The 25876-nt window shown below is 55.6% G+C and carries 15 protein-coding genes and 3 pseudogenes; 14 read left to right on the top strand and 4 right to left on the bottom strand.

What is annotated here, in order from left to right; translation table 11 throughout:
* Window positions 1-53: 53 nt before the first annotated feature.
* The 9 genes from NED97_RS20515 to NED97_RS20475 all read left to right on the top strand — a co-directional run bounded on the left by NED97_RS20515 (window position 54) and on the right by NED97_RS20475 (window position 14821).
* Window positions 54-1241 (top strand): inositol-3-phosphate synthase, encoded by a 1188-nt coding sequence (locus NED97_RS20515; RefSeq protein ID WP_252490936.1) that lies wholly within the window; start codon window positions 54-56, stop codon window positions 1239-1241.
* Window positions 1242-1255: 14 nt separating this feature from the next.
* Entirely contained in the window at window positions 1256-2671 is a 1416-nt protein-coding gene (locus NED97_RS20510) for an alkaline phosphatase family protein (RefSeq protein WP_252490935.1), read from the top strand.
* A gap of 921 nt (window positions 2672-3592) precedes the next feature.
* A complete protein-coding gene (locus NED97_RS20505; RefSeq protein ID WP_252490934.1) occupies window positions 3593-4594 on the top strand; it encodes a sugar phosphate isomerase/epimerase family protein in 1002 nt (333 codons plus the stop codon).
* A 32-nt stretch (window positions 4595-4626) separates the two neighbouring features.
* Window positions 4627-7290, top strand: coding sequence for a PQQ-dependent sugar dehydrogenase (locus NED97_RS20500; RefSeq protein ID WP_252490933.1), 2664 nt, complete (start codon window positions 4627-4629; stop codon window positions 7288-7290).
* 327 nt (window positions 7291-7617) lie between these two features.
* The gene (locus NED97_RS20495; protein WP_252490932.1) at window positions 7618-8712 is read left to right on the top strand and encodes a substrate-binding domain-containing protein; all 1095 of its coding nucleotides are present in this window, start codon (window positions 7618-7620) and stop codon (window positions 8710-8712) included.
* A 49-nt stretch (window positions 8713-8761) separates the two neighbouring features.
* Window positions 8762-10348 carry an ABC transporter ATP-binding protein gene (locus tag NED97_RS20490; RefSeq protein WP_252490931.1) on the top strand — a complete coding sequence of 529 codons (1587 nt, stop codon included), beginning with the start codon at window positions 8762-8764 and terminating at the stop codon, window positions 10346-10348.
* Window positions 10345-11478, top strand: a complete 1134-nt coding sequence (locus NED97_RS20485; protein ID WP_252490930.1) for an ABC transporter permease — start codon at window positions 10345-10347, stop codon at window positions 11476-11478. The genes NED97_RS20490 and NED97_RS20485 overlap by 4 nt, the downstream gene beginning before the upstream one ends.
* Window positions 11475-12530 carry an ABC transporter permease gene (locus NED97_RS20480; protein ID WP_252490929.1) on the top strand — a complete coding sequence of 352 codons (1056 nt, stop codon included), beginning with the start codon at window positions 11475-11477 and terminating at the stop codon, window positions 12528-12530. The genes NED97_RS20485 and NED97_RS20480 overlap by 4 nt, the downstream gene beginning before the upstream one ends.
* Window positions 12531-12832: 302 nt before the next feature.
* Window positions 12833-14821: a multicopper oxidase domain-containing protein gene (locus tag NED97_RS20475; RefSeq protein WP_252490928.1), complete on the top strand. Its 1989-nt coding sequence runs from the start codon at window positions 12833-12835 to the stop codon at window positions 14819-14821.
* 402 nt (window positions 14822-15223) lie between these two features.
* Here the strand turns inward: NED97_RS20475 and NED97_RS20470 are convergent, their stop codons facing one another.
* Window positions 15224-17521, bottom strand: a complete 2298-nt coding sequence (locus tag NED97_RS20470; protein ID WP_256493433.1) for a family 16 glycoside hydrolase — start codon at window positions 17519-17521, stop codon at window positions 15224-15226.
* A gap of 302 nt (window positions 17522-17823) precedes the next feature.
* On the opposite strand from NED97_RS20470, the gene NED97_RS20465 reads away from it, so the two are divergent.
* The 3 genes and pseudogenes from NED97_RS20465 (at window position 17824) to NED97_RS20455 (ending at window position 19738) form a co-directional block, all read left to right on the top strand.
* Complete coding sequence (locus tag NED97_RS20465) at window positions 17824-18414, top strand: YqaA family protein (protein ID WP_252490926.1); 591 nt, start codon at window positions 17824-17826, stop codon at window positions 18412-18414.
* A gap of 12 nt (window positions 18415-18426) precedes the next feature.
* Window positions 18427-19043: pseudogene (gene ureE, locus NED97_RS20460) on the top strand (urease accessory protein UreE).
* Window positions 19027-19738, top strand: a pseudogene (locus tag NED97_RS20455) (urease accessory protein UreF). The pseudogenes ureE and NED97_RS20455 overlap by 17 nt, the downstream one beginning before the upstream one ends.
* A 263-nt stretch (window positions 19739-20001) precedes the next feature.
* Here NED97_RS20455 and NED97_RS20450 read toward each other — a convergent pair.
* The 3 genes and pseudogenes from NED97_RS20450 to NED97_RS20440 form a co-directional block, all read right to left on the bottom strand.
* Window positions 20002-22527 carry a PQQ-dependent sugar dehydrogenase gene (locus NED97_RS20450; RefSeq protein ID WP_252490925.1) on the bottom strand — a complete coding sequence of 842 codons (2526 nt, stop codon included), beginning with the start codon at window positions 22525-22527 and terminating at the stop codon, window positions 20002-20004.
* 244 nt (window positions 22528-22771) lie between these two features.
* Window positions 22772-23259: pseudogene (locus NED97_RS23495) on the bottom strand (IS6 family transposase); the annotation flags it as partial.
* Window positions 23260-23784: 525 nt separating this feature from the next.
* Window positions 23785-24219 (bottom strand): universal stress protein, encoded by a 435-nt coding sequence (locus NED97_RS20440; protein ID WP_252490923.1) that lies wholly within the window; start codon window positions 24217-24219, stop codon window positions 23785-23787.
* A 345-nt stretch (window positions 24220-24564) separates the two neighbouring features.
* Here NED97_RS20440 and NED97_RS20435 point away from each other — a divergent pair, with 345 nt between their 5' ends.
* On the top strand, window positions 24565-25176 hold the full coding sequence (locus NED97_RS20435; RefSeq protein WP_252490922.1) for a hypothetical protein: 612 nt from the start codon (window positions 24565-24567) through the stop codon (window positions 25174-25176).
* Between the two features lie 177 nt (window positions 25177-25353).
* Window positions 25354-25821 (top strand): DUF6789 family protein, encoded by a 468-nt coding sequence (locus tag NED97_RS20430; RefSeq protein WP_345781250.1) that lies wholly within the window; start codon window positions 25354-25356, stop codon window positions 25819-25821.
* The last annotated feature ends 55 nt before the right edge of the window (window positions 25822-25876 follow it).

The raw sequence follows: 25876 nt of genomic DNA, 5'->3' as shown, positions 1-25876 counted from the left end.
GGAATATCTATTCTAAGGAAAGCTTTTTAATCTCTTGTTTCAAGTTACATAGTATGACTACAGGAGTATGGTTAGTGGGTGCGAGGGGGAACGTCGCGACTATGTCGATCGTCGGAGCACGAGCTATCGCGAGAGGAGCTATCGATACAACAGGACTGGTAACGGCTCGAGAGCCGGCGGCGTCGCTTGATCTTCCAGAGATCGATCAATTAGTTTTCGGAGGACACGATATCCGAAGTCAGAGTATCGAGCAGACGGCCGCAGAAGCGCATCGATCAGGTAACGTTCCAGACAGCGAAACGCTGGAGACTGTTCGAGAGGATCTCCGCGAGGTTGACGACCGGATCAATAGCGGGACGGCTCGACGTTGCGGACAAGTCGTCGAGGATCTTTCCGACACTCGGTTAACTGACGATACGACAGTTAGCGAAATCGTTTCACAGATCCGTACGGATTATACGAGATTCGTAGAAAAACAAAATGTCGAGCGGTTGATTGTCGTGAACGTCGCCTCAACGGAACCACCGTTAGAATCACCCGACCGATACCAGACGCTATCCGATTTCGAGACTGCGATTGAGACGGATGATCGAGACTTGCCGGCTAGCGCACTCTACGCCTACGCTGCGTTAGTTGAGGGTCACCCGTACGTCAATTTCACACCCAGTACTGGATCTGCGTTAGGCGGGTTGTGTGAACTGGCCGATAAAGCCGAGGTACCGCACATGGGACGAGACGGGAAAACCGGCGAGACACTCGTCAAGTCTGCTCTCGCACCGATGTTCGCCGGCCGTAATCTACGGGTTCTCTCCTGGGAAGGGCACAACATTCTCGGAAATCGAGACGGACTCGTCCTCGAGGACGAGGCGAACGCAGCCGGAAAACTCTCGAGTAAAGGGGATGTGCTCGAATCAATTCTTCCAGAAATCGGGCACAATCGTGTCCGTATTGACTACACGCCATCGCTTGCGGACTGGAAGACTGCTTGGGACTATATTCACTTTGAAGGGTTTCTCAACACAGAGATGAAAATGCAGTTTACGTGGGAAGGATCGGACTCGGCACTGGCCGCACCGTTAGTACTCGATCTCGTTCGACTGGTTGCCCATGCTGACGAACACGGCGAAGGTGGGTTTCAGCCCCAGCTTGCGTCGTTCTTCAAGGCACCGCTCGGTGTTGACGAGCACGACTTCTCCCAACAGCTGAATCGATTGTACGAATACGCTGAACGGCACGAGTGATTTCGAGAGAAGAGATGACTGATTCAATAAACCGATCTAACGCTAACTGCGGCGCTGATAGTACGGACAAATCTGTCTCCGCTGGGCGAGTAATCGTCCTTGATATCGTCGGGCTTCAACCTAGTCATATCGACGCAGAACGAATGCCCGCGGTTCATTCGCTTTTTGCGGATACCCATCTGACCGATCTTCGGCCGCCCTTTCCCGCCGTGACAGTTCCTTGCCAGACGACACTATCGACTGGACAGTTCCCGCACGAACACGGGGATATTTCCAACGGCGAGTACGACCGCGAGCACGACACTGCCGAACTCTGGGAGCGTGATCGTGCAGACCGTACCCGGATTTGGGAAGCCGCTAGTGACGAGGCGGGACTAACTACTGGCGTCCTGTTTTTCCAACATCTGATCGGTACTACGGCAGATATCGCGGTTACTCCTTCGCCGATCGAGGACGAGGATAATAATATCCTCGAAATGAACTGCTGGACGAACCCCGAGGGATTCTACACCGATCTTCGCGAGAAGCACGAACACTTCCCGTTACACAGCTATTGGGGACCCGGTGCTAATGAAGAGAGCAGTAAGTGGATACTGTCAGCCGCACGTGAAGCGATCGACCAGTTTGATCCCGATTTACTCTGGGTGTACGTTCCGCACTTGGATTATGCCGGCCAGAGCGACGGTCCCTCTTCTGAAGCGTTCAACGATGAACTGGAGACCGTCGACGGGCTCCTAAACGAGTTTTTCACGTATCTCTCGAGCACTGATCGTTGGAATGAAACTGCTGTGAATCTCGTTAGTGAGTACGGCTTTCACGACGTCGAGCAGCCAGTCTTTCCAAATCGTGCACTCCGAGAAGCGGGTCTGCTCGTGACTGACGAACAAGGAGACGTCGATCTATCGCGATCAGATTCTTTCGCCATGGTCGATCACCAGATTGCTCACGTCTACGCTGACGGGAGCGCTCTCGAAGAGACGCGTGCTACCATCGATGGTCTCGAAGGAATTGACTCGGTACTCACGGAGTCAGAGAAGGGCGAATACGGGGTCAATCATCAAAACGCGGGCGAATTCGTTCTAATCGCAGACGAAACTGCGTGGTTCCAGTACTACTGGTGGAGCGACCGTGAGAACGCTCCGCCGTATGCATCAGATATGGATATCCACAAAAAACCCGGCTTCGATCCCTGTGAGCTGTTTTTCGGCAGCGACGGCCTTGTATCGCTTGATTCAACAAAAGTCAGCGGATCCCACGGCCGCGTTGACGAGTCCGCTTACGGCTGTTACGGATTAGGCGGTCCAGCGGCTTCTGCGTTCGAAATTGACGAGACTGTTGATGCGACCGCTGTGACTCCTACGATTGCAGATCTGTTGGGAATGTCAGATACTATCACGTTATCCTGTACTGGGAGTTCCTTATTCGAATAATTTTAACCACCTCTTGAATATGCGGTTCTAATTATCGTCTCGAATAGTAGAAGTAACGAACGCTAAAATTCTATCTTATAACTCACGTAGCGGTGAGGATGAAGGTGTTCACCAGGGCCAATTCGCTGTCTCGCTGAGTACGTCGCTAAGGAGATTGTTGACAGACATATGTTAGGTAGTTGGCTACAGATCAACTGTCGAGTGTTTCGTTCGGATAGGTACACAGACCGCATATAGGTGAATCGGCCTCAGTATCGTCGCCGAATATTATTCGGTGCATTTCATTCTGATAAAATATTATGCTTCGAGGAAATAATTTCCGGAAAATACGCCCCCTCTGGGAATACCGAACAAGAATTCGAGGTGCACGTGGTATGGAGTGTCGTCTCCCGTTTGATGATATCACTCACTCCTTTTACAGATGTATAGGTGTAAAATAGCGAAATAATTGGAACTTTGGTATTTGAATCCAATTAAAATTAAATATAATTAGATAATTCCAGAATATAATATTTTATGCTTATATAGTGGGATATATGTAAAACTACCGTCTAGTTGGCCGTAAACTAGTTCAGAGAGGGCTGAACTGGGAAAAGGTTTGAGCAACCGACCGTATTTCGGTAACGGCCAGAGATCAGAATTATACCATCAATCGATGTAGGTCGCTTCGAGACTACTGGGGTATTCGAACTGCTTAGCACCGAGCAATTCCGTATTCCGTTCGGAACCGGCTCCAGATGTTCTCAGGAGGCAACCGACGTCTATTACGAAACTAGTTGATACATGCTCTCAGTCGTCTCAGTTACGTTATAACAGAAAACGCCGGCAGTCAGCTGTAATCGATTATATAAAACCAATTGGTCTTATCACCGTATTCAACCCACCAAAGCGATTAAATACTTCGTCTGTAACACTTATCCTATGCCACGAAAGTCACGTGTGCAGGATAGTAGAAACAGCGAGGGCCTGAGTGTGAATCGCCGGCAGGTCTTGCAAAGTATCGGTGCCGCAGGCGTGGCGAGTGCTGTCACGGCGGGCTCGGCACATGCCGAAGAAACTCCCCAGGTGCAGGCCGACCTCGCAGAGGTAGATCAGAACAGGGAAATCCCGACTGGATCCCAGTTCTTTTCGTTCAACAACCTGGACGATTACTCGAACGCTGATCTGATCCGCCTCAGCGCTGAGGCTGGCCTCGATTCGTACGAGCCGTTCATGATCGACGATGTGGGCGACATGCTCGAGGCCGAAGATGATACCGGTCTGTACATGAGTAGCGCCCACGTTAGTATTGATGACGTCGAAAACGATCCCGAGGGGACAGCCGAGACGTACGAACAATTCGCTGAGGACGGCCGTAATCCCCCACTCGTTGAACCCGCGATCGGCGATGGATGGGATACAGAAGAAGGCGTCATCGAAATCGCACAGCGCGTCAACGAAGCCGCGGACCTGATGGCAGATCACGGTTTCGAATTTGGATATCACAATCACGATTGGGAGTTCGACTACCTCGATGACGCCGATGAGCGGGCATACGATGTATTCCTCGAGAATATCGAGGATCACGTCTATTTGCAGCTCGACGTGGCGTGGGTTTATGCGGGTGTAGACCGCCCGAATCCGATCGACTATATCATCGAACACGGCGATCAGATCAAGTCGCTGCATATGAAGAACTGGTCCGAAGAGGACGATCAGCTCACGGAAATTCACGAAGGGGATATCAATCAGCGTGCAGTCGCTACTGCGGCGCGTAACGTATCTCAAGTCGATCACCTCGTTTACGAGTATGACAACTCGCCACAGCCCTACGAATCTATCGAGCACGCTGGTGAGTGGCTCAATAAAATCAATCACCCGTGGGATCCCGATGGTATTCCCGGCATCCCCGGTGCCGATACTCACCCTGCAAAGCTTGAATGAAAACCCAGAGCAATAACGACAATAACACAATGATGGCTAACAGCGTAATCGAACTCGAGGCAGTAACCAGAACCGACGACGACCAGAACGGGCAGGGGCCACCGGACCACGCGGGCGAACAGGGTCCGCCGGACCACGCGGGTGAACAGGGTCCACCAGACCATGCGCCGGCACACGGGAAGAAGGGCGACGGTGACCTCGAGTACGCGTGGGTAGGGCTCGCACCAGAAGAGATCGAGGACGAGACGAATCCATCTCTTTCGTTGGTTGCTGGTGAAGAGTATACGGTCGAGTGGACGAACACGACTGAAACGGCCCACAACTTCGTCATCGTAAACGAGAACGGCGACGAGATCCTCGCATCCGATGGTACATCGGGGGAGGGCGAGACGGAGATCGTCGAGTTCACCGCGACCGAAGAGATGGCCGCTTACTACAGCGAATCCTACCCCGACCAGATGGCGGGGGAGATCGAGGTAGAGGCAGCCCCGGGTGCCTTCGAGGTGAGCGACCTCGATCCCACAGAGACGACCGTCGAAGAAGGAGCGTCCTTTGACGCCTCTGCGACGATCACCAATACCGGTGAAAGCGAAGAAACGCAAGAGATCGTCCTTCTCGTCGACGACGATGACGTCGACTCGCAGGAACTCACGCTCGACAGCGACGAGAGCGAGGTCGTGACCTTCGAAGGCGTTGAAACCGCCGATCTCGATCCCGGCGAGTACACCTTCACCATCGCCACCGAAGACGACGACGCGAGTGGCACACTCGTTATCGAAGAGGAAGTACTCTGGCATCGTGACCACGAGTGGTCCACGAATCCGGAGGAGGCAACCAACTGGGACAACTACCAGGTTCACAACCTCGGTGAAGAGGCCAGTGGCGAATTAATGGCGATGGATGTTGACCCCGAGGGACGCATCTGGTATATCGGTCGCGGTGCAGACTTCGTCTCTCACGGCGACGACGTGGCCGAGGTCTGTTACGTCGACCCCGATGACGGAGAACATCAAGTTGCGCTCGAACTCGACGTTATCGTCGGCGCAGAGGAAGTGACGGGTGGGAACGCTCGCGAGCTCGGTGGCCAGAGTGTCGCCGTCGATCCCGACTTCGGGCAGAACGGCTACGTGTACGTCTATTACCACCCCTCTAGCGACGATTTCGACCTCGTCGAGAATCCCTATCACGAGGACATTACGACGATGCTCCAGCGAGTCTCTCGATTCGAGATGGACGGAGATGTCCTCGATCCTGATTCCGAGGAAGTTCTCATCGAGATCCCCCTCCAGCTCGAGACGTGCTGTCACATCGGTGGACACCTCGAGTTCGGCACCGAGGGCAACCTCTATATTACGACCGGTGACGACTCCAACAACGTCGGCGCCCCGGACGAGGAGGTCAATTGGTCGATGACTGACGAACGCGAAGGATACGTCGGCGATCGGCCCGCCGCGGTCTCCGACGCCCAGCGCACGTCCGGGAACACGGCAGACTTCCGCGGAAGCGTCCTTCGGATCACGCCTACAGAGGATGGCGGTTACGAGATTCCCGACGGCAATCTCAAGGAGTGGTGGGAAGGAGAAACCGGTGAAACGTACGACGAAGAAGAGTTCCTGCCGGAACTCTACGTAATGGGGACGCGGAATCCCTTTACGATCACCGTCGACGAACACACGGGCTTCCTGTTCATCGGCGATTACGGCAACGACGCGACCCACTGGGATCCGGACCTCGGAACGGTGGGTCAGGGGACCTACCACTTGTTCGATAAGCCGGGCAACGTCGGCCATCCGTTCTTCAAGGGGTATTATCCGAACCGTCAGTACGACTTCGAGACCGGCGAGTCGGGCCAACCGTTCTGGTTCGACAATCTCCGCAACCGGTCGCGAAACAACACCGGGATCGAGAACATCCCGAACGTGACGCCGGCGATCGCCTGGCATCCCCAGAGCTTCGATACGTACACGGATGTACCGCCCTGGGCGGACATGCCACGCCCCGGTGAAATCACGTGGCCGCAGCTGGATGAGGGCGGCTCGGCAGACGCTGGTGTCGCCTACCGCTACTCCGACGACTATGGTGAAGGTGCTCTCGATCCGTACTTTGAGGGCAAGCAGTTCTTCATGAACCCGAGTAATGCGGACGTGATCCGCTACTTCACCTACAACGAAGACGGTAGCCTCGAGATCAACGAATTCCTCCCGGATAACGACATCGGCGGCGCCTACGACATGGACGTTCTGCCGAACGGTCAACTCGTCATCATGGGAATGTACTCCGGAATCCACGTAGTCGAATATCTCCCGGATGGAAGCCCCGACGACGGCGACGACGGCGACGACGATGACGACTCTATTCCGGACGAGGCGATCGAACCGGGCACGGCGATCGAATTCAACGGCCAAACGTCCGGTTGGGTCGGTATCGCGCCTGACGAAATCGATGGTGAACAGAATCCGACGCTCGTTCTCGTCGAAAACGAGGAGTACGAAATCGGCTGGACGGCCGGCGACGGCAGCGCCCACAACATTGCGATCAGAGACGAGGAGGGCAACGTCATCGACGACCTGGCCACCGAGATAACGGACGAGCCCGATAGTGATCAGTGGCTCCACTTCGAGGCGACCGCCGAGATGGCTGAGTACGTTTGCGAGCCTCACCAAGGAGTGATGGTGGGCGACATCGACGTCCAGTAAGACTCTCGGCCGCCGGTCTACGATTTATACGCGTCGAAGTGGTCTCCGAATTCAGAACCCACCGAGAAATGGACCTTCAGTTGATCTTCAACTGGATACGTCACCGACTGTCCTGAACAAAATGCAGCCGTCAACCGCGGAGGTGGAGAGGGTCATACTCACTGTCGGTACTGCCAGAGCACACGACCGGAAGCTGTACCCTCTACCTAGCAATTGTATATTTTGCATTTCTGAATGTTAAACCAATGATATCTGTATCGATGCGAATTCAAGATTCTTTCAGCGGTAAGTAAATTTATAATCTTTGGCCTCATTTGGACTGGTAGAATGAATTCCAAGAATGGTGTTATGCGTGATTCGCCAATCGTAGTCAACCGGCGAACATTTCTCGCGTCCGGTGCAGCTACTGTCAGTACTGCTGCTCTCGCGGGCTGTCTCGGTGACGAAGGAGAGGGTGGTGAAAACGAAATTGCGATCATTTCGAGTCCTGCTGGCTTCGACGATAACGCATTCAACGACGATGCAGTTCGAGGGCTCGAAGCGGCAACAGAAGAGTTTGAACTCGAGTATTCGACGATTGAGGCGACCGAAGAAGCACAGTACGAGTCGATACAGGCGGACGCTGCCGAGTCCGGCTACGATCTCATTATCTGTGTCGGAGACAATCACACCGATCCGCTAGAGATGAACGCTGAGGAGTATCCGGATCAGAACTGGATGCTCATTAATAATGTGATCGACGGTGCAGACAACGTATCGGGATGGATCGAGATGAACAACGAGATGTCGTTCCTTGCAGGTATCGTCGCCGGAACGATGACCGAAGAAGAGTTCGAGCACGAAGACTATGCTACCGATCCAGACGAATCTATCGTCGGGTTTGTCGGAGGAGAGGATATTCCGCTAATTAACGCGTTCGAAGAATCGTACATCGAAGGCGTCGAATGGGTGAACGACGACATTGACGTTCTCACCGGATACAGCGGTAGCTTTAACGATACAGGGCCAGCAAATAACATCGCTGGATCGCAGTTTGACGACGGGGCCGATATTATCTGGCACGCTGCTTCCGCAGGGGGGGCCGGTGTCTTTTCCGCTGCAGAGTCGGAGGGTCGATTCGCACTCGGCGTTGACGTCGACCAGTCCGTAGAGGAAGACCAGTATGCAGAAGTGATTCTCGGCTCCGCCGTTAAGGCCCTCAACGAAGCGACCTACGAGGTCGCAGAATCAGTAATCAACGGAGATTTTGCTGAGTACGCTGGAGAAAACAACCTCAGTATTGAGCAAGGAGGTATCGAGTTCGTAATTGGCCAGGAATTCGAAGGCGAACTCCCCGATTCAGTGGACGAAAACCTCGAAGAGGCCATGCAAGCGTACGAAAACGGTGAGATCGAACTGTCCTGCGGTCCGACCAGCTGTTAATTATCTGACGTTCTCCATCGTAATCGTTATCATATAATACTAAAATACAATGTCTGATAGTAACACACCACCTGCAGTTCGGCTCGAAGGAATCACCAAACGGTTCGGTGATGTCGTGGCTAACGATGATGTCAACCTAACGTTAGAGCAGGAATCGATACACGCCCTTCTCGGAGAAAACGGCTCCGGAAAAACGACACTGATGAGTGTCCTTTACGGGTTGTACGATCAGAACGAGGGGTCAATCTACATTAACGGTGAAGAGCAGAACTTCGAATCGCCTCGAGATGCGATGCGAGCGGGTGTTGGGATGATTCACCAACACTTCCAGCTCGTGAAGCCGATGACGGTACTACAGAACATTATTTTGGGTCACGAACCGACTGAAAGTGGACTGGTCGACGAGTCGTCCGCCAGGAGAGACATCGAGGACATTTGCTCGCGCTACAACTTCGATATCGATCAATATCTGGATACGCCTATCGAAGAACTCGACCTCGGTGCCCAGCAGCGCGTTGAAATCATCAAAAGTCTCTATCGTGGTACGGATATCCTGATACTCGATGAGCCGACCGCCGTACTCACTCCACAGGAAGTCGAGAGTCTGATGGAGGTGATGAGCGATCTCAAAGAGGACGCTCGGTCGCTTATCTTTATTACGCACAAATTGAACGAAGCGCTAGAGATAGCTGATCATATCACCGTTCTTCGGGATGGAGAAGCTATCGATACCGTGAACGCGGAGGACACTACCGAACAGGATCTGGCACGGATGATGGTCGGTCGTGAAGTGTCGTTCGATCGACCAGCACGGGAGGCGACCTCGGGTAAATCGATACTCGAAATTGATGACCTCCAAATGCAAGGAAACCGTGGCCGCGAACAGGTCAGTGGTGTTAGTTTCTCCGTCAGGGAGGGCGAGATCCTGGGGATCGCTGGTGTCCAAGGAAACGGGCAGACCGAATTGATTGAAGGGATTACCGGACTTCGCTCCGTCGAAACGGGTACTGTCACGTTCGACGGGACGGATATCACCGAGACGAGTCGCCGATATCGTATCGAGGCCGGGATCTCGTACATTCCCGAAGATCGACAGACGGAGGGAGCGGTACAGAACTACAACCTCGTTCGGAACGCGCTACTCGGAAATCAAACTCTTGAGCCGTACGCCAGTAACAGATTCGTCGATTGGACGACAGTCCGTAATCACACCGACGAGATTATCGAGGATTTTGACGTCCACCCACCGAACCCCGACACCAGTGCAGAGTCGCTATCCGGAGGGAACCAGCAGAAATTCATCGTGGGTCGAGAGATCGGACACGATCCGGACGTCCTGGTGGCGGCACATCCGACCCGTGGAGTAGACATCGGTTCGATCGAATTCATCCACAATCGGCTGATCGAACTTCGCAACGAAGGACTATCGATTATCGTCGTCTCATCGAAACTCGAAGAGATCCAGAAACTCTCCGACCGGATCGCAGTTATGTACGAAGGCGGGTTTATCGATACGGTTGATCCGGAGAACGTAACTGAAGAAGAGCTCGGTCTATTAATGGCCGGGAAAAAGCTCGAAGAGAAAGAAGAAGATGAAATGGATGCAAGTCAATCTGATAGAGGTGTACAACCATGAGTAGTTCCGACTCGGGTCGAGTCCGTGCAGTACTCGACTACGCCGCTGCTCGCATGCTTGATGCGACGGTACTCGAGCGGATCGGCATCGCAATAGCGTCGACAACGTTGGCACTTCTCATCGGTCTCATCATCGTCGCAGCGGCCGGACATAATCCAATTCGATTCGCCAATCAACTGGTCGTCGGTTCGTTCGGCAGTGAACGAGCGATCGCACGGACGTTGCGCTATTCGACGATTTTCGTTCTCGCGGGTATTGCCGTGGCGATTGCGTTCCGAGCTGGCGTGTTCAATATCGGCGTTCAGGGCCAATTTATCGTCGGCGGCATCGCGACGGTGATCTCGATCATTTGGCTCGCCCCGCTATTACCCGACGGGATGATCGGCGGTGCCGTATTAATACTCGTGGGGACTCTCGCAGCCGTTATTAGCGGTGGCCTATACGCCGCATTACCCGGTGTGCTGAAGGCGTACGGCGGTGCGAACGAGATTATTACGACGATCATGTTGAATTTCATCGCCATCGGTTTCGTCGGATGGCTCGTTTCGAGTCCATTCAACGATCCCGAATCAACCGCGACACGGACCGAACGACTCCCGGACAACGTCTCACTGCCTTCGATCGTGTTCGAAGATCCGAACCTCTCGATCGTCGGCCTTATCGTCACGATTGCTGTCGTCGCGTTCGTTGCTATCGTCATGACACGAACTAGCTTCGGCTACGACATGGTGACGAGCGGTTACCAACAATCCGCAGCCAAGTATTCCGGCGTCGACGCCAAACGAATGATCGTTTCGACTATGACCTTTTCGGGAATCGTCGCCGGGTTAGCGGGAGCAGTTTTCGTTATCATGATCCAAGGATATTACACCGATCCATCCGGCGTCGGAAATTACGGATTCGACGCGATCGCCATTAGCTTGCTCGCAGCAAATAACCCTATTGGGGTCATTCCGGCAGGAATACTGTTTGGCGGACTCGAGTCCGCTAGCTCGCACATTCAGATCAATAGCAACGTCCCCGTTCAACTGATCGACGGGGTCGTCGGTCTCGTCGTCCTGTTCGTCGCCGTCCCGGAGCTCTTTCGGATGATCGCTCGACGAACCGGTCTCGGAGGTGATGACCGATGAGTGTCGCCGATTACACGACGCAGAAGCGAGTTCAGATCGGTGGTCTCGCTGTGGTCGCGCTGATCGTTCTCGGTGCGTTACTCACCGTGTGGTTCGACGTGGCGCTCGACCGTCTCTTCACGGGTGGCTACGTCAATCGCTCACTACAAATGGCGACGCCGATCGCACTCGCAGCTGTCGGAGGACTATACGCGGAGAAGAGTGGCGTCTTCAACATCGGTCTCGAAGGGTTCATGATATTCGGAGCGTTCACGTCAGCAGCGACGATGTACCTTCTCGGCGGTACTTCGCCCTCTCAGGGGCATATCTGGCTCGCTATCGTCGTTGCAGTTATCGTTACGATGCTATTCGCCGCGCTCTTTGCCGTCTTACTAATCCGGTATAAGGCAGACCAGATCGTGGCTGGTTTGGCTGTCTGGTTCATCGGTCTCGGATTCGCGCCGTTTTTGGCGGCTATCCTCTGGGGGAGCAGATCCAGTCCGGGTCTCGCGAGTATTAATTACTTAGCCGTCCCCAACCTCGAGGAGATACCGTGGTTCGGTTCGGCTCTCTTCACGCAGTCTCCGTTAGTGTTACTTACCGTTCTTATAGTACTCGTCTCCTGGGTCTTGCTCTATCGTACTCGATACGGGTATTGGATACAGGCGGCCGGCGAGAACCCGGAAGCATTAGACACCGCCGGCATCGACGTCAATCGCGTCCGATACGCAGCAGTTATTTTCTCCGGTGCGATGGCGGGACTGGGCGGTGCCGTGCTCCTCGCACACGCCGGTAATTTCGTCGGCACCGGAGAAACGATGGTCGACGGCCGCGGATGGATCGGTATCGTCGCTTACTTGTTTGGCAACTATAATCCGATCGGTGCGGCCGCTGCAGCGCTGCTATTCGGCGGATTAGATATGCTGAACTATCAGTTGCAAATGGTCGGGATCGAAGTTTCGGCACGACTCGTCAATCTCTTCCCGTATATCGCTGTGATCGTAGTACTCACAGCGTGGGGGAAAACGCGAGTACCCTCGAGCGTCGGTGAACCGTACGAGAGCGAAGAGTAACCCTCTAAAATCTACCCGTTTTTTACTTCACTTCGTACAGCAGTTCTAATTTCTACCCTGTCTCTTATCTAAATATCCTACTCATATAAATCACAATTAGTAAAATACTTTTTAACATGGCTTTAAAATATATCCTACGCTAATATAATCCGTGGAAAGATATTAATACTAATCGAAGGATTATCCGTGTGGAACAGATATAGATGACTGATAACTATCACCAGGATGACGCGGATATGAGCGATCAAGCATCAGACAATTCGGGCATTGGTATTTCCGCGCTATCGTCGCGACGAAATGTTATGAAAGCAGCCGCTATCGCCGGAATTACCGGCATGAGTGGTGTGGCCAGTGGTCGGGACGGTATTAGTGATGAGGTAATCGAACTCGAGGGAGAGATTACGGGCTGGACCGGAGTTTCGCCAGAAGAAGTGAAAGGAGAGACGAATCCCACTCTTTCGTTAGTTGCAGGTGAGGAATACGTTGTCGAATGGACGAACGTCGATGGTTCTGCTCATAACTTCGCAATCGTCGATTCCGATAGTGATGAAATACTTAGCTCTGAGTTGCTCACCGGCGAGGGAGAGACGCAGACCGTCGAGTTCACTGCGACTGACGAAATGGCCGAATACCGCTGTCAGCCCCACCCCAACTCGATGGCGGGGAAGATCAGTACCGGTACCGACGACGAACCGGATCAGAATCCGGGGCAGAATCCGTCATCGCCCGACCTCGAGAAATACGTTCAGCCGCTACCGATCCCGGAAGTGAGAGAGCCTGACGGAAAGCGCAGAGGTGCAGATTATTACGACGTTCCCATAACAGAGTTCACACAGAGCCTCCACCCGGATCTTCCGGATACGAGGCTCTGGGGCTTCGACGGCGTTTTCCCTGGACCGATTATTAAGGCTTCGCGGAATCGACGGGCGAAGCTACGTTTCGATAACAGTGATCTTCCCGAGGACCACCTCCTCAATGTTGACGAACGGATCGGAGGAACCTCTCCGGAAGATTACCCCGACTACGACGGACCGGTTCCGGAGGTTCGGACGGCGACCCATCTCCACGGACTGAACATCGAACCGGAGAGCGACGGGCAATCACGTGCGTGGACGTCTCCTGGCGGAGTCACGGGTCCAGAGTTTGCCAAGGAGGTACAAGACGTCCCGAATCGTCAGTCCCGGATGTCGTCAGTGTATCACGATCACGCGCGTGGTATCACTCGGCTCAACGTCTACGCTGGACTGGCCGGCTTCTACTTTATCGAGAGTCAGAAAGAAGAGCAACTCAACTTACCGAGCGGAGAATACGACGTCCCGCTTCTCCTGCAAGATCGGACGTTTAACGAGGATGGATCGTTGTACTATCCCGAATCCTTCGTCTCGGAGTTCGCCGGCGACACCGCCGTCGTCAACGGCGCCGTATGGCCTTATCTGGAGGTTGAGCCTCGTCGCTACCGCTTCCGTATAGTCAACGGCTCGAACGGCCGCGCGTTTGGTCTCCGACTCGGAACTGAGTCCGATACCGACGCTCCACTACTGTACCAGATTGCTCCAGATCAAGGGTTCTTAGAGAGCGTAGTTCCGATCGGGTCGCGAGGAAACCTCGAGTCGCTCGTCCTCACTCCGTTCGAGCGCGCAGATGTTATCGTCGACTTTTCTGACTACGCCGGCGAGACCTTCACCGTCACTAATAGTGCCGAGTTCCCGTACATGGGTCAAAACGAGGGAAGCGATCTCGAAGAACTCCTCCAGATCAGAGTCTCCGAATCGGATGCGGGTGTAGAGGATACGAGCTCGGACCCGACGGGATTAGCGTTGCCGTCTCGCCGGGAATACACCGAAGAGTCCGCAAAGGAAGTCCGAAAGATGACTCTCGACATGTCCATGGACGGCGATCTACCCGTGAATCTACTAAATAATACGAGGGGACACGACGAAGATGCCGTAGTGAAACCGCAATTGGGAACGACTGAAATCTGGGAGCTCGAGAATAACACCGGTCACACGCACCCGATTCACCTTCACTTAGTCGGATTCGAAATCCTCGGGCGCGGCCCGGACGGAACCGATGATCCCGGTCCGAACGAACTGGGAGAAAAAGACGTCGTTCGCGTCGATCCAGACGAGACGGTGCGAATCATCACACAGTTCGGAGATTTTTCCGGACGGTACCCGTGGCACTGTCACATCCTCGAGCACGAAGACCACGATATGATGCTTCCGTTCGAGGTCGTTCGAGGGAAGTCTCATAATAAGGGAAAGAACGGGAGATCGAACGGAAATAAATAGCACACGATGACGGGTAGTTGAGCGTTCGAATTCGAGGGGTTCCTATTTCCCCCGAAGAGCGAGTTGACCCGGAGTACGAGACGGATCGCTCCGATATCTCCCCTCCGATCCTCTAAACCGGCGGAAAGTGGTCGCTCGATACCTCGGTAGCCGCTCTATATTCGATGAGAAGAGGGCAGCGTCGGATGCTCGAGTGACGATCGTCGTGCGAGGTTCAAAGTCTCAGGTGTAACGGACTGCTTCGAACGCGACGAGAAGGCCGTCAGACGGTGCCGTCACTCGCGAAACTCGTGTGTCCCAAAGCGTGTCCTCGAAGCAGGAAACCCACCCTCGAGGAGGTGACGGCATCAGCCGCGAGTGTGGGCAGGAGAGGTTCGCCGAGAGTCGGTATTCCCTACCCGGTCAGTCGAGCGAACGCGCCCACGTGTTTCGGAACTGTACTCGGCTGGTGCCCTCTTGAAGGCGGAGCGGCAGTTCGGACGCGTGTTCTTCGTACTCGCCGAGCGTGCCGTCGGCGTTCGGTCCATCGACCGAGAGCCGCGTCTGGACGGCGACACCGTTGAGCAGCGCCGTCACCTGTGCCGGGCGGACCTCGTCACCGTCGAAGCGCGGCCCCTGCCAGAGAATGTCGAGTTGTTGCCACTCGCCGGGTTCGCGGACGGCGTCGTGGTGGGGTTCGGCTTGGTCCGTGTAGGCGCCGGCCCACTCGTCGGCGTCGACGTCGTTGTAATAGGTATCGACGATCTGGATTTCGTACTCGCCCATCATCAAGACGCCGCTGTTGCCCCGATCTACGCCGCACTCCTCGACGTCTTCGGGGACACGGTACTCGACGTGGAACTGCGCGTCGCCGTACTCGTCGTCGCTCTCCCAGTCGCCGTCGCCCGGTTCGAGCGTTAGCTCGTTATCGATCAACACGTCGGCGTCTTCGGGTGCGTCGCCGGTCGTTCCCGCTCCACCGGGCTCGATCTGCTCGGGCTCCTCGTAGGCGCCGCCCGAACTGTCGTACTGAGGCATCGCATCGGGCTCGTCTATCTCGACGGGATCTTCGGGCAGGTCGCGGTACCAGATATTCCGGAAGTGGACCTCGTCCTGGTCGCCGCCGTGGTCCTGCAGGTTGAAGGGGACCCGCTCGAGGAATCGTCCGTCGTCGTCCCGCGGATGGCCGAACTCCTCGTGATCGAAGTCGTACAGCGTGTCCCACCAGACGGGGCCCGGGACGTCGAAGTGAGTTTGGACGGCCACACCGTTGAAAAAGAGCGTCGCCTGGGGGTAACGCACGAGTTCGCCGTCCTCGAAGCGCGGACCGCGCCAGATGAGGTCGTACTCCTGCCACTCGCCCGGCGGTCGGATCGGGAGGACTAGCGGCGCGCTGCCACCTCCCTCCTGGAACTTGTAGAACGATCCGGCGTAACCGCTCGGGTACGTGGGGTTGTCGTAACTCTGGAGGATCTGGAACTCGTAGGTCTCCATCATGAAGACGCCGCTGTTCCCGGGGCCTTGACCTTCTCCCTCTAAGCCTTCGGGGACTCGCCACTCGAGGTGGAGGTGACAGTCACCCATCGACTCCTCGGGTTGGATATCGCCGGTTCCGAGATTGACTTCGAAGTAATCGTCGTGCTCGATCCACTCAGCGTCACCTCCATCGGGATAGTGTTGCCAGCCGTCGAGGGTGGCCTCCTCACCGTCCCACAGGATCGTCGCGTCCGACGGCGGGTCTGCGCTGAGCCCTTCGGCACCGGGCACTACGCGGGGCGGCCACTCTTCGGAGGGGGCTCCGCTTCGATGTTGCGGTCCGTTCCATCTTTCGAGGTATTGGGCGCCGGTGTAGAGGGATTCGATGGGGTTCGGCGCCGCGTCGTACTCGTAGACGAGATAATCTACATCCCCGGCCTCTCGAGCGACGTTCGCGATCGCCTCCATATCGACGTCGCCCTCGCCGATCTCCGTAAACTCTCCATCGGTAGTCATATCCTTCATGTGGAGTGACTTGATGGATTCGCTGTGCCTGTTGAGGACCGAGACCGGATTCGCTCCACCGACGAGGGCCCATCCAACGTCGAGTTGGAGGTGGACGTTCTCGTTGATGTGCTCGGCGAAGATATCGAACGCGTACGTCCCGTCGATCTCTACGAACTCGTGAGCGTGGTTGTGATAGCCGAACTCGAGTCCCTCGTCGGCGACGCGATCCGCCATCTCGTTGACTCGCTCAGCCCACGCGATAACGGACTCCTCGCTCTCCCACGTCCCGCCGCCCTCGTAGGCGTGGATAAGCGCGTCAGCGCCGAACTCCGAGTAGGTCTCGACCGTCTCTTCGAAGTCCGCTTCGAGCTCATCGATGCCGACGTGTGCAGTGGACAGTTCCAGGCCCGTCTCCTCGAGTGCGGCAGCGATCTCCTCCTCATCGTCCAGCATGAAGGGTTCGACCGCGTCGTACCCGGCGTTGGCACTCTCCCGGATGAGTTCCGCGACCGAAAAATCCGAATTCTCGGCGTACGAGTAGAATTGGGTGGAAATCGGAATTTCGTTCGCCCCGCGCTCGGAGTGCCCTTTACCGGATCTGTTCCCCGTCGCCTGTCCGACTCCGACGAACGAACTTCCGAGGCCGATGGTACCGAGCCCTTGGAGAACTTTCCGACGGTTCGTCGAGCGGCCACTAGCACTGGATCCTCCCGTATCTGCCTGATTTGAATCGCTCATGTATTATCTCTAGCTCTCGATAGCACTCCGTCTCGCTGACGAGTGCCATTTGGTGTCATTTACCATTTCAGTAATAAATGTTTCTATGATGCTGCCCATAATATTTGTCGCTACGCGCGGACCATCAGTTACGCAGTGTGCAATGATCTATGTTAGTCTGTACTGCTCAACTAGTACAATAATCTAGTTGATAGAACGGTACTAGAGACATAAATACGATTAGCAGTAATCGAGAACTATCGAGGCCGATCCGTGTACTGACGACCAGCAGTGATCAGGCGAGTACTGTGTGATTCAGTAGTATGTTCCAATCCAAACTTGCAGAACCCTTCGAGCTATCCCGCGAGTTCTTCGTGTCGCTGGGAGTACCGGGACTGTTTGCCGTCGCATTCTTGGAATTCTTTCTCCTTCCCGTACCCCCGGATCTCGTACTCATTCCTCTTGCGGTTGCTACCCCGGAACTCGCTTTGGTCTACGCTGCGGTAATGACCGGAGGATCGGTCAGCGCTGGTCTCGTCGGATATACTATCGGCCGAAAAGGGGGTCGTCCCGCCGTCGAATCGCGGTTCGCCGGTAAATGGGTCAAACGCACAGAAACCTACTTCGAGAAATACGGCTCGGTGACCCTGGCCGTTGGAGCGTTTGCCCCGATCCCCGAAGGATACGAACTGCTCTCGATCAGCTCGGGCGCGTTGGGGGTTGATCTCCGGTCGTACCTCATCGCATCACTAATCGGTCGCGGGGGGAGGTATTTCTTAGAAGCGTTGCTGGTGCTGGCGCTCGGCGAGGCTGTCCAGACGCTGTCTGAGGTCCAGCTCTACGCGCTCCTCGGGGCGGTTGCGGTCACTGTAATTACGGCGTATCTCACCCGACGATGGTGGTACCCGAAATAATAGACTGTAATACTGACAGAGCGCATCGACGGCGTCGGCAACGTCCACGCCGACGACGAGCTCGCGGCGCTGCGGGACGAACACGCCGCGAACGGAACGCTCGAGCGGATCGTGATCGACGCCGACAACCGACGTCGGTCGCGGTTCCGGGCGACGACCGACGCGGGGACTGACGTCGGTGTCGTCCTGGATCGGCCCGCGGTTTCGGCGGGCGATGTCCTACTCGCCGACGAAGAGCGGCTGATCGTCGTCGCCTTCGAGCCCCGCGAGGCGCTGGCGGTCGAGCTCCCCGAGGCGGATCCCGTGGCGCTCGATGCGGCGGTCGAGCTCGGCCACCGGATCGGCAACCAGCACTGGGACCCGGCCGTCGAAGACGGCATCGTCTACGCCCCCCTCTCGAGGCCGACCGTCACATCGTCGAACGGGTAGTCGCGGACGTCGTTCCGGGCTCGGCGATTCGGCAGACAACCGTCGAAGCCGACCTGTTCGTCACGGAACTCGAGGACGGGCCGGACCACGAGCACGCTCACGGTAGCGATCACGGTCACGGACACACCCGCGGAGACGGTCACGACCACAGTGGCGATCACGACCATCTGCACGGACGCCACCATGCCCACGACCGCTGACGCCGTCGCCTTCCTCTCGGCGCTGCGGCTCTCGGACTCGTTTCTCCCGGTCGGGAGCTACACCGCCTCCTACGGTCTCGAGCAGTACATAAACGAGGATCGGATCGCGGACGGTGACGATCTCCGGGAGCTGATCGCGGCGTACCTCCGGCAGCTCGTCGGTCCCCGCGAGACCGTCGCGGTCGCGAACGCCCACGCCGCGAGCGCCGGCGTCGATCGCGAGCAGTTGTTCGCGGTCGACGAGCAGCTCCACGCGGTGACGATGCCCGCGGAGTTCCGCGAGAGCTCGACCAAGGCGGGCGCGAAGCTCTGCGAGCTGCTGCTGGCGGGAGACGAGGAAACGGACGGCGAGGGAGTTGCAGCGACCGTCGCCGACGTAATAGAGAACGGCTCGACCCCGGTCACTACCCCGTCGTCTTCGGCGTCGTCGCTCAGCGTCACGGCCTCTCGCGGCCCGAGGCCTGCCTCGCGCATGCGTACTCGTTCGTTGCTGGGTTACCGGCGCGGCACAGCGGCTCGGTCGATTCGGCCACACTGAGATTCAGTCGGTGCTGGAGCAGCTAAAACCGGTGATCGCCGCGGTTTGTGAACGCCACGTTGATGACAGTATCACGGTGATGGCCTCGTTCGCACTACTGGCCGAAATCATGGGAATGCGCCACGAACGTGCTGACAGACGGTCGTTCATGAGCTGATCTCGGCGTCTGAACTCGACGGAGACACTTCTCGAGATTTCGTACCGACGAAACATTGGCTCGCGAAGTCCGCAATATGCCTTCTCAATCGGTCTGACGACGATCGAGAAGATCGGCCGCCAGCGACTCGAGACGCACTCTGATCTGGGTTAGTAAATATATCAATAGATTGGGGGGATTGTATAGGTATCCGTCTTCGAATACACTGAAGGACGGATCTTCCTTCAGAGCTTTCTACCCAAATAGATACAAGATATCATATATTATGGATTTATGTTTGTCTGGCCTCGGACTGGCGTTCCGTCTGCTGTCTCAGCGACGAGCTTCATTGTTTCACTGTCTCTCGTGACTCCCGTTTCCTGCGTTCTGAAGTGGAGCATAACGGAGCCATCTGCGGACGTATGTCCGCCGTGCGCTGGCGATGCTCCCCCGCCCGTTTCAACTTCATCTGGCGTTCCGAATCGGATAATCTCGGTATCTATCTCGGTCGGGTCAAATTCCGATTCACCAGCGATCTCGACGGGGATCACACCTCTGCTCTTCGGATTGATCTTATTCTTCACATCGATCGAAACCGTGTAGACCTCCTCGTCCGCATCATCTTCGGTCTCACCGCCCGTGATTTTGTAGATGCCTGAGTGTTCGGTCCCTTCGGTCTCGTATCCGAGACCCCACTCGAGGAGATACAGTGCCCCCTCTGGTCCGATCATCATATCCATCGGAGACAGGAACGTCTCGTTTGGCATAAACGGCTCAATATCAACTACGTCACCGTTTTCATCGTAAGAGACGCACCGTATCCAGTCTTCACCCCATTCTGCGATGAATTGTTTGTTATCGAAGTACTCGGGCAGCGCTTGATCCCCCGAGTAGTTATCGGAGTGATACACCGGCCCTCCCATCGGGGCCCCACCTTCCAGTTGCGGGAACGGTGGTTCGTCGGGAAGATATTCCGTCGCGTAGTCTGGCGGGGAACTCGAGAGGGCATCCCACAAATACGTGTACCAGAGATTCGATTCTTTGGGCGTCGGAAGCTGCGTAAGTCCATCGTTGTTCGGAGAGTCGTTAACCAAATTCTGCGGATCGAACGGCTCACCCGACGACTCAAAGGTGTGACCTCGTGCGTTATCTGCATCGACGAACTCTCCGTCAACGTACGGGATATTCGGCCCGACGACGTACGGCCATCCGTAGTAACCGGGTTCACCGGTCCGGTTGAACTCTACGATCCCGGGTGGCCCACGCTGGACGTCCCACTGACGTGCGTCGGGACCGTAGTCAGCCCAGTACAGGATACCGGTCTCGTGATCGACGCTCATCCGGAAGGGATTGCGACAGCCCATCACGTAGATCTCTTCGCGGACCGTTCCGTCGGCGAGTTCCTCACCGTAGCCCCGAGTTTCGGTGAACAAATTGTCGTCAGGCACCGTGTATGAGCCGTCGTCCTGTGGCGTAATCCGGAGGATACTTCCGCGGAGATCTGCCGTATTGGCCGACGTACGCTGAGCGTCGAACAGCACTCGTCCGTCGCGCTCGTCGATCGGCGTATACCCGCTCGATTCGAACGGACTGGTATCATCACCGACCGAGATGTAGAGGTTCCCTTCTGGACCGAACTCGAGGTCGCCACCGACGTGACAGCACGGGTCGGGCGCGGCCGGCACTCGGAGAATATTGACTTCGGAAGCGGGGTCGATCGTGTCTCCGTCGACCGTGAATCGCGACAACTTCTTGTGAGGATCCTCGCCGGTTCCGGTGGTCGAGACGGAGTAATACAGATAGACCCAGCCGTTTTGCTCGAAGTCCGGGTCGAGAACGATACCCTGCAGTCCGTCTTCTCCACTGAGGTAGACCTCGAGTTCGAGGGCCGTCGTAATCTCGGAGGTTTCGGGGTCGATCACGCGGACCCTCCCCGTTCCAACGTTCTCATCGTCCTCGACAGGGGGACCGCGAGTGGTGAAGAAGACGCGTCCGTCGGAGGCGACATCGATCGCCATCGGTCGTTCTAGGCCGGACGCTAGTTCCGTCTTCGTGTACGTACTCCAGTCGGGGCCAGGGGCAGTCGGATCGCCGTCCCCGATGGGTGAATTCGGGTCGAGTTCCTTCAGCTCGATCGAGCGGAACTCGGTCGGGTGACTTTCGGATTGGATGGAGATCGTACCAGCTTCGAGCGGAGTACCGTCTTCCAGTTGCGGCTCCGTATAACTCATGACGACTCCGTCGTCCTCGACTATGTGACGGATTGCTTGATCGCCACGAACGACGACGGTTACGGTCACCCACTGGTCGCCCCGGTAGGTGTCAGAACTCGAGTTGGTACAATGTTGTTCGTGCAAGTCTCCGTCCATGACAATGTGAGTACCCGGAGTACAGACGTTTGCAGTCGGGCGTTCAGTGTCGGTGTCGTCTGCCTCGCCGAGCAATTGGACCTCGATGGAATCGGGATAGTCCTGACTAACATCCATTTCCTCCGGCGTTTGGCCGTGGAGCATCAGCCCGTTGTTTCTGTAAGCCCAATCGGGAGCACCGGGTACTTGTTTCCCGACGAAACGATACTCCGCCCGTAGAACGTAATGGGAGAACTCGTCGTCGTAGATGAGGTGGCCGAAGGTGCCATCCCACTCATCGTATTCGTCGTACTTGACCTTAAGCAGCCTATCTTCGACGACGAACGTATTCTTGTGCCCTTCTCCAGCGGACTTCCCCGTGAATTTAGGAGTCCAGTTATCCAGATCTTCTCTGTTGAAGAGCTGAATCCACTCGTCTTGATCACCCTCGGCGTTCCCCATCACAGAATTAGCGGCTAAGCCCGTTACACCGAAGCCGCCTATTGCCTGTAGAACCTGCCGTCTGTTTATTCGATCAGGTAGTGAATTACTACTTTTCTTTGAATTCTGCATGTACACCAACTCACGTTTATCTGTATATATAAATACATTATTGGTTATATATTTATATAAAATAAGTTCTATTAAATTATCACCAGATATCTGATCGTGGGTGAGAGGAAACTCAATAGATTACTCGGCACTGCTAGATTGAGCCCTCCAGTTCGAGTGCTTTGGGAGGCGTCTGATTCTCCAGTGCTTGGTGGCTGCGGTGGTGGTTGTAGTAGGCGGTGTAGGCAGTCAGCCAGCGCTCGGCGCTGGCTGACTGCCGTTCCAGGTTTCGTGAAACCGTTCGATCCGCATGGTGTACGTCTGGAACAGCTTCTCGACGATGTTGCGCTCAGAATAATCAAGGTGGTCGGTGAGATCGGTCCGAGTGAGGGCCGTGAGATATCCCATGCCATCGACGAGAAACTCCGCGTGAGAGACGCGGTGTTTCTCTTTGAGTTCCTCTAAGAGCGTTTCAGCGGGATCTCGTCCACGATGCTCAGAAAGTCGTGCGTGGAGCACGACTTTCGAGTCAACATCGATCGCTGCGTACAACCGTACCGTCCGTTTTTCTCCGAACTGAATCTGTTTCTCGTCGACAGCGACTCGATCAGGGTCGGCGGTGAACTCTTGATCGTAGTCTGGGTGATATTTGCGTGGGGGTAGCTATAGTAGCCACTGAAAGTCAGTGCACACCCGATCGCACGACGGATGCGCGGTTCGGAGCGAGCGAAGCGAGCGAGAACCGCGGACAGTGCGATCGGTGTGTAAATCGTTTCAGTTGGTACTATAGTAAGTGGCGGCTTCCGTGGGAGAGACCCGTGTTCAGTGTACATGCACACTGAACACTCCAACCGATTATCTTTGATGTGCCTGACTTCTACTAACCAAGTATTTCAACCGATAGACTGTGTAAATAGGTCGTGCACAGATTTTGACGTTCGGAGGTTCTGAGGCAGGTTGTATACACCACAACGCCATTTATGTCGGATGACTCTCGCTGAATCGGCCAGTATAGAAACTTCGAGCCGATCGCTGAAATTGCACCATGTACCGGTGATGTTCACAGAGACGAGACAGAGCCCTTGCTACACCGCAAATAGCAGCACGTACGATCGCATTCTGGATTGTCGTCAGACGGCAACTACCTGCACAACGGTGTGCTGATTGCTACGGAACGATCGTCACGGGAACGGACGATCGTTTCACAACATCCTTCGCCACACTACCGAGTAATTTTTCCTCGAGACCGGATCTGCCACGACTACCCATCACGATGTGATCCACGCCCCTGTCCTCGGTATACTCGAGGATTCTTTCCGCAGGATTTCCCGCCTCGATGACCGTTTTGATTTCGCGGTCACGTGCTGCATCCTTGCTGCGGTACCCATCAAAGATCTGTTCGACGGCTTCGCGTCGCTCCCGCTCTTTTTGTTGAGACTTCTCGTAGTCGAATCCCTCAGCGCGCACGTAGTTGAACACGGTGAGTGGATTGATTACGTGCAAGAGGGTTATTGTCGGCCGTGGAATCTCTTCCAAGACGTATTCGAAGGCGCTCTCGGAACTGGACGAGGTGTCCACCGGAACGAGGATATGCTGTTCCATATCCGCTATTCGCTCCGAACAGTCACCAATCTTCCCCACGAGTACTTTTATATAAACGAGATTCGCGCGGTATGAATACGGTCGTGGATTTTGGTACGGATTACTGTGCAAGATACGCAGTTCAAGCGAGACCAGAGAACAGTACGTTTCCTGTACTGACCGATCCTACCACCGGTTTGATCGGACGATGGTGCGCGCTGTATACGCGGCTCGTATGGACCACCGACAAGTGAAAGCGTGGTTGTCGCGTAGTAATAACGAGGAACGCAGTGCCGCGACGGGAAGGGACGAACTGGAAGGAAGATCCCCCCAGCGCGAGAGACAGCGCCTCTGTAGGGACGACAAATGGCTGAAGACAAATACAACCGGACTACGGTAACGCAAGACATCGAGGGAGTCGAAGCTATCGTCAACACGGAACCCGGAGAGATCTACATCGATATTCCGGCGACCAACCCGCGTTACATCCACGTCAGGGAGGGAGATCTCGTCGTAGAGGGGGACATTCGGAGTCGAACGCGAGAAGAACTAGAATCGGCGGCGCTCACCAAGTGGCGCATCGAGTCGATTTCGGAGGATACCGTGACGGGAAGCGATATCGATACCGGAGAAATCGACGAGTGGAATCGCGAGTGGTTAGTCAAACACCTCAGCATCGGCGAGTACAGCGTCGACTTACGAGACTTCGGGCGCGTGAGCGTGGTTGCAACCGGAGGTTGGGAGAATGCGGACAGCGACGAACAGGACGACGAAGCCGATCCGGGAGTGATCGTTATGGCCTACGCGAATAACGGCCAGCGCTTTCGGCGGGAGTACACCGCCGACCGGGCAGGTGACTGGGAGTCGTTGACACCCGGGAATCACGATCCCCGCATCGACAAGTTCGGCGAGGAATTGCGCGAGCGGTTCGACGAAGCCGTCGCCACCGCGCTCGAAATCGAGCAGCGGTACTCCTGACCGCCCACGATGTAGACGAACAGCGGCTAACACGATCAGCACAGCTCCTGAGATGCTGACCGAAACACTGTGAGAGTTCCAGCACTATGGCTAACTTCTCCGCCGCGGAAACAGAGAGTAATGGCATCCTCCGATCGTATCGAACATCGAGTCCTCACTCGGGGACGGGCACAACGAATCCCTCGCGCTCCGATATTATATCGTGCTGTGATTCGCGGTGTGAAAGGAGGATTCATCGCGACGGCCGTCATGACGCTGTATCGGTTGCCGATTTTCCGCGCGCTTCCACCGACTGCCGAGTTTTGGGCGCGATTCGTTGGCGATGAGGAAGCCGAACAGTATCCGCTTCACGGGTTGGTCCTCCACTTTCTTTACGGGGCCGGTGCCGGAGGAGTTTTCGGCCCCGTCTTCGCTGTTATCGACCGGCAAACGAGCCTCGACCGAGAGCGGTTAGGACTCATCACCGGGCTCGCGTACGGATTTGTCCTTTCGGTTTTCGGCCATCGTGTCATCTTCGTGTACGTCCTCGATCGAGAGTTAGAGGAGGACGAAGCGCTTGTCTTTCACGTTGGGCATGCGATTTACGGATTGACTCTCGGAACGTGGTTTGGGTCACACGAGCGGTTCGGCGAGGTTTACAATTGATGTCGAACTCACGACGGGTACAAACTAACTGAACTGTTCAACCAGTCTTGCAACT

The sequence above is a fragment of the Natronococcus sp. CG52 genome, assembly GCF_023913515.1.
Classification (GTDB): Archaea; Halobacteriota; Halobacteria; order Halobacteriales; family Natrialbaceae; genus Natronococcus; species Natronococcus zhouii.
Note: the sequence above shows the minus strand (reverse complement) of the source record. Positions and strands in the feature narration are given on the sequence as shown.